The 4737-nt window shown below is 71.3% G+C and carries 5 protein-coding genes and 1 pseudogene; all 6 read right to left on the reverse strand.

Going from position 1 to position 4737, the window contains the following annotated elements:
* A pseudogene (locus MFF42_RS22290) lies at positions 1-287 on the reverse strand (hypothetical protein); the annotation flags it as partial.
* Positions 288-331: 44 nt separating this feature from the next.
* Positions 332-1633, reverse strand: a complete 1302-nt coding sequence (gene hpnE / locus MFF42_RS22295) for a hydroxysqualene dehydroxylase HpnE (RefSeq protein WP_238257843.1) — start codon at positions 1631-1633, stop codon at positions 332-334.
* 1 nt (position 1634) lies between these two features.
* The gene (gene hpnD / locus MFF42_RS22300) at positions 1635-2486 is read right to left on the reverse strand and encodes a presqualene diphosphate synthase HpnD (RefSeq protein ID WP_238257845.1); all 852 of its coding nucleotides are present in this window, start codon (positions 2484-2486) and stop codon (positions 1635-1637) included.
* On the reverse strand, positions 2483-3376 hold the full coding sequence (hpnC, locus tag MFF42_RS22305) for a squalene synthase HpnC (RefSeq protein WP_238257847.1): 894 nt from the start codon (positions 3374-3376) through the stop codon (positions 2483-2485). The genes hpnD and hpnC overlap by 4 nt, the downstream gene beginning before the upstream one ends.
* A complete protein-coding gene (gene hpnA, locus MFF42_RS22310; RefSeq protein ID WP_238257848.1) occupies positions 3373-4398 on the reverse strand; it encodes a hopanoid-associated sugar epimerase in 1026 nt (341 codons plus the stop codon). Before hpnA ends, hpnC begins: the two co-directional genes overlap by 4 nt.
* Positions 4399-4551: 153 nt before the next feature.
* Positions 4552-4737: hypothetical protein (locus MFF42_RS22315; RefSeq protein ID WP_238257850.1), on the reverse strand; the 186-nt coding region annotated here is incomplete at its 5' end.

Consider the following 4737-nt stretch of genomic DNA (forward strand, 5'->3'; position numbering starts at 1 on the left):
AGATCGGCAACTACCTGCGCCGCACGCAGTCGAAGGTGCAGGTAGTTGCCGATCTTGGCTTCCAGCCCCGGCCGCGGCTCGGTCCCGCGGAACTGGTGGAACAGGATGTACTCGGAGGGGATCGTCGCATCCGCCTCGAGCTCGAAGCAGATGTGGCCGTCCGCCTGCGTCATCTCGGTGAGCGCGCGGGCGGCGTTCTGAACGCCGCGCTCCACGTCGTCGAGAGAGACGTCGCGGGTCTTGGGACGCTGCAGCGTCTCGACCTTGCTCACGGCCGCCTCACGCATCGTGCTCGCCTCGTTCGCGTGTTTCGATGCCGTCGTCATATCCTTCAAGCGACTCCCTGTGCCTGTGCCCGTCCGCACATGCCGGTGCGGACCAGGGCTTGCGCGGCATGCGTGCCGGACCGGATCGCGCCCTCGATGGTCGAGGGCAGACCCGTCTCCGTCCAATCGCCGGCCAGAACCAGATTCCGGTAGCGTGTCGCCGCGCCGGGGCGACGCGCGGCCTCAGCGGGCGTCGCCGCGAAGGTCGCCCGCTTCTCCTTGACGATCTGCCAGCTAGGCAATTCCCGTGCAAGTCCGTTGAGTTCCGCGATCTCAACCCAGATCCGGCGCGCGAGATCCTCGCGGCCGTCCTCCAGCAGCCGGTCGGCGCCGCTGATGGTCACCGAGAAGCGATCCGGGTAGGCGAACAGCCACTCGGTCAGGCCGCCGACGACGCCAAGGATCAGCGGCGCCCCTTCCGGCGGGCGCACGGCGAAATGGGCGTTGACGATGGAGCGGAATTCCTGCGGCGCCGGCGTGCCGGGCAGCAATTCGGTCGCCACCCACGGCGGCAGGGCCAGGACCACGGCGTCGTCCGGTCCGAGCACGGTCGGCTCGTCGGTGAAGTCGAGGCGCTCGATGCGGCCCTGCCCGAAGGTGAGCGCCCGAAGGCGGCGGCCGTAGCGGATCTCGGCGCCCTGGGCTTCGAGATAGCGCAGGGCCGGATCGACGAAGGCGGTGGACAGGCCCTCGACGGCGATCAGCGGCCGGCAGGCGCGCCCGCCCGCCCCGAGCGTCTCGCGCAGGATGGTGGCGGCGAGCCCGACATCGCTCTCGCGCGGATCGGTGTTGAGGGCGGCGAGCAGCACCGGGTGCCAGAGCCGCTCGTAGAGCGGACCCTCGCAGGACATCTTCTCCCCGATCGTGCCGCTCTGGCCCGGCTTGTTGCCGGAGGCGGCCATCATCAGCGAGAGCGGCGCGAGGTAGTCGCGGGCGCGGGTGCCCGGCACGCGCCGGCCCGCCCGCAGCACCCACCACGGCAGGCGGCCCTCGTTCGGGCGCAGGGTCCAGCGCTCGCCGGTGCGGATGTCGGCGAAGGGGAAGGCCGCCTCGTCGGGACCGGTTAGGGCGTCGTCCGGCGCCCCGATCAGCCGCAGGAAGTCGAGGGACGAGCGGTTGCCCGACAGGAGGAGGTGGTTGCCGTTGTCGATGGTGAGCCCGAGCGAGGGATCGTAGTAGGAGCGGCAGCGCCCGCCCGCCTGCTTGGCCGCCTCGTGCAGCACCACGCGGCCGCCCGCTTCCGCCAGCGAGGCCGCCGCCGAGAGGCCGGCGAGCCCGGCGCCGACGACGTGAACCGTACCCGTCATCTCAAAAGATCCCGTGGCGCAGGGCGACGAGGAGGAGGGAGAGCTTGCCCGGCTTCACCCGCGCGCGGGGCGCGTTCCAGCCGCGCCTCACCACGGCGTCGAGGTAGAGCCGGTAGGCCGCCGCCATCAGGCGGGCCGCCTTGGTGGCCTGCCGCGGGCTGCGCGCGATGATCGCCCAGGTCTGGCGGTAATGCTCCTCGGCCTCCGCGGCGACCGCCGCGCAGACCTCGCCGAGGCGCGGATGCGCCAGCGCGCTCTGGGGTGTCGGGGTCATCAGCCCGATCTTGTGGAACTTCTCCACCGGCAGGTAGAGGCGGCCGCGCTCCGCATCCTCGTCGATGTCGCGCAGGATGTTGGTGAGCTGCAGCGCCCGGCCCTGGTGCCACGCGAGCCGGATGCCGTCCGCCTCCGGCATGCCGAAGATGCGCACCGACAGCCGCCCGACGGCGCTCGCCACCCGGTCGCAATAGAGGTCGAGCTTGGCTTCCGAGGGGGAGACGATGTCCTCCTCCGCGTCCATCGCCATCCCGTCGATGACCGCCAAAAAGTCCTCGCGCTTGAGGCCGAAGCGGCGCATCGGCTCTTCCAGCGGCTTCACCCGCGGCGGCGGGTTGCCGGCATAGAGCGCGTCGATATCGGCCCGCCAGCGGTCGAGTTCGGCCGCGCGGACCTCGCGCGGGCCGCCGTCGTCGGCCACATCATCGACCGAGCGGCAGAAGGCGTAGACGGCGTACATCGCCTCGCGCCGCTCCTTCGGGAGCAGGCGCATCGCCGTGTAGAAGGACGAGCCGGCGGCCGGCAGGGCGGGCGCCTCGGCGGTCTCGCCCGGGATCGGGCTGGCGGTGGCGCTCATCGGCCGGCTCCGGCGGGACGGGGGGCGCGCGACCGGAACGGGCGGCGCACCAGAGTGGCGGCGATGCCGCCGAGCGCGGTGAGCGCGAAGGCGGCCTTGCCGTGATGGACCTTGTCCGAGAGCGGATCGCGGGTCAGCAGGCCCTTGGTCAGGACGACGGCCAGCCGGTGGATCGCGGCGATCTCCAGGCTCAGGCGGAAGTCGTCGATCCGGTTCGGGAGCGGCGCCCCCTCTTCCAGCAGCACCAGGGTGCGCTCGGCGAGCTCGCGGATCACCGCGCGCAGCTCGGGGGTGGCCCTGTCCGCGCCCAGCATCGCGACGTCGGCGCCGTGCTTGGCCATCACGTCGAGGGGGATGTAGACCCGGTCGAGATTGCGAAAATCCTTGCCGCAATCCTGGAGGTGGTTGAGCACCTGCAGGGCGGCGCAGATCGCGTCGGAGGTCTCGTAGACCCGCGCCGGATCCTCGCCGTGCACGTCGAGCACGAAGCGCCCGACCGGCATCGCCGAGTAGCGGCAATAGTGGATCAGCTCGTCCCAGTTCGCGTAGCGCGACTTGCGCGCGTCCATGCGGAAGGCGTCGAGCAGTTCGAGCGCGTGGGTCGGCGGCTGATCGTGCGCGGCGAGCTCCCGCTTCAGCGGCTCGACCGAGGGATCGGAGCCGCCCTTGCCGGTGAGCGCGTCGGCGAGCGCGTCGAGCATCTCGATCTTGCGCTCGGGCGAGAGCCCCGTGTGGTCGGCGACGTCGTCGCCCGCCCGCACGTAGTTGTAGAAGGCGAGGATCGCGCCGCGGTTGCGCGGGTGGATCAGGTGCGAGGCGACGGGGAAGTTCTCGTCGTGCTGGCCCTTGCCCGTGCGCGCGTCGGTGGCGGTCTGAAGCGCGGCGCTCATGTCATGTACCCCGCCTGACGGAACCACGCGACGGCGTCCGCCAATCCCTGGCGATAGGGCCGCGCCGAATAGCCGAGTTCCGCCCGTGCCTTGGCGTCGGAGAAGAACATCCGGTACTTCGACATGCGCACGCCGTCGATGGTGGCGAGCGGCGCCTTGCCGGTCACCCGCGCGATCTGCTCGGAGAGGAAGGCGATCGGGTAGATCACCGCGTAGGGAAGCCGCGTCGTCGGCGCCTTGCGGCCGACGATGCCGGCGATGTCGGCGAGCATCTGCGCCAGCATCACGTCCTCGCCGCCGAGGATGTAGTGCTCGCCGATCCGGCCCTTTTGCAGCGCCAGCAGATGGCCGGCAGCGACGTCGTCGACATGGGCGAGGTTGAGGCCGGTATCGACGAAGGCCGGGATCTTTCCCTGCGCCGCGTCGAGGATGATGCGGCCCGTCGGCGTCGGCTTGACGTCGCGCGGGCCGATCGGCGTGGACGGGTTGACGATCACCGCCGGCAGGCGATCGCGCAGAACCATCTCGTCCACCACGCGCTCGGCCACGACCTTGCTGCGCTTGTAGGCACCGATGGCGGTCTCGGGCGTCAGCGGCCGGGTCTCGTCGGCGGGGGTGCCGTCGTCGTGCGGTTTGATGGTGGCGACGCTCGAGGTGTAGACGATCCGCTCGACGCCGGCCTTCAGCGCCTCCTCCATCAGGATGCGGGTGCCGTCGCGGTTGGTGCGGACGATCTCCTCCATGTCCGGCGCCCAGAGCCGGTAATCGGCGGCGGCGTGGACGAGGTAGCGCTGGCCGCGCATGGCGCTCGCCACGGCGGCGCGATCGCGCATGTCGGCCTCGACGATCTCGACATCGGGCCAGATCAGATTGGTGCGCGGCGAGGAGGCGCGCACGGAGATCCGCACGGTGAAGCCGGCCGCGCGGAAAACGTCCACCAGGGCGGCGCCCAGGAAGCCGCTGGCACCGGTGATCAGCACCGGCCCCGCCGGGAACGGGCCGCTTTGGGTCGGCTCTGTCATCGTGCTCGCGTGATTCACGGGTGGTCCCGCCCGCCGGTCACGAGACCCGCAGGCGAGCAGAAACGCCGCTCCGTCGACGCACCCGATTCCGGGCCGGACGGCGCGGCGCTTGTCTCACTGATGACGCGGTGCGGCAAGCACCGCGCCCGAGCGTCAGGCGAGACGCAGGCGCCCGGCCCGGCTGCCCTTCTTCTCCGGCAGGGCGGCGCGGACGGCCTTGAGGATGCCCTCGGCGTCGAGACCGGCCTCGGCGTACATCTTCTCCGGCTTGTCGTGGTCCTGGTAGACATCGGGAAGCGTCAGCGTGCGAACCCGGACCCGGCCCGCATCCAGAACGCC

This window comes from Methylorubrum podarium (assembly GCF_022179745.1).
Taxonomy (GTDB): domain Bacteria; phylum Pseudomonadota; class Alphaproteobacteria; order Rhizobiales; family Beijerinckiaceae; genus Methylobacterium; species Methylobacterium podarium.

Coding starts and splice junctions, on each gene's coding strand:
- hpnE (WP_238257843.1), bottom strand. CDS start 1,633: ATGACGGGTACGGTTCACGTCGTCGGCGCCGGGCTCGCCGGCCTCTCG.
- hpnD (WP_238257845.1), bottom strand. CDS start 2,486: ATGAGCGCCACCGCCAGCCCGATCCCGGGCGAGACCGCCGAGGCGCCC.
- hpnC (WP_238257847.1), bottom strand. CDS start 3,376: ATGAGCGCCGCGCTTCAGACCGCCACCGACGCGCGCACGGGCAAGGGC.
- hpnA (WP_238257848.1), bottom strand. CDS start 4,398: ATGACAGAGCCGACCCAAAGCGGCCCGTTCCCGGCGGGGCCGGTGCTG.